General features: G+C 68.4%; 1 protein-coding gene. It reads left to right on the top strand.

Annotated elements, in window-relative coordinates; all coding sequences use genetic code 11:
- Positions 1 to 372, top strand: a 372-nt coding sequence (locus tag AC1DYG_RS20355; protein WP_477641650.1) for an ABC transporter permease, incomplete at its 5' end; no start/stop codon positions are given.
- Between the last annotated feature and the right edge of the window lie 24 nt (positions 373 to 396).

The raw sequence follows: 396 nt of genomic DNA, 5'->3' as shown, positions 1-396 counted from the left end.
GTGCTCGGCTTCACCTTCTTCGCGGTGCTCTACGCGGCGGCCGGGTCGATGGTCTCGCGCCAGGAGGACGTCAACTCCACCGCGATGCCGCTGACGGTGCTGATCATGGCGATGTTCTTCACCGCGTTCTCGGTGGTGAGCGACCCGGACGGCACGCTGAGCAACGTGCTCAGCTGGATCCCGCCGTTCTCCGCGATCCTGATGCCGCTGCGGATCGCGGCCGGGGTGGCGAGCACGACGCAGGTGGTCTGCACCGTCGCGATCATGGTCGCGGTCACCGCGGCGCTGTCGGTGGGCGCGGCGAAGATCTACCAGCGTTCGGTGCTGCGGGTGGGCAAGACCGTGTCCTGGCGGGAGGCGTTCGGCCGCTGAGCGGGGTTATGGTCTGGCCATGAG

The sequence above is a fragment of the Pedococcus sp. P1_H8 genome (assembly GCF_056405175.1).
The sequence above is the reverse complement of the archived record's forward strand: the minus strand, read 5'-3'. Positions and strand labels throughout refer to the sequence as shown.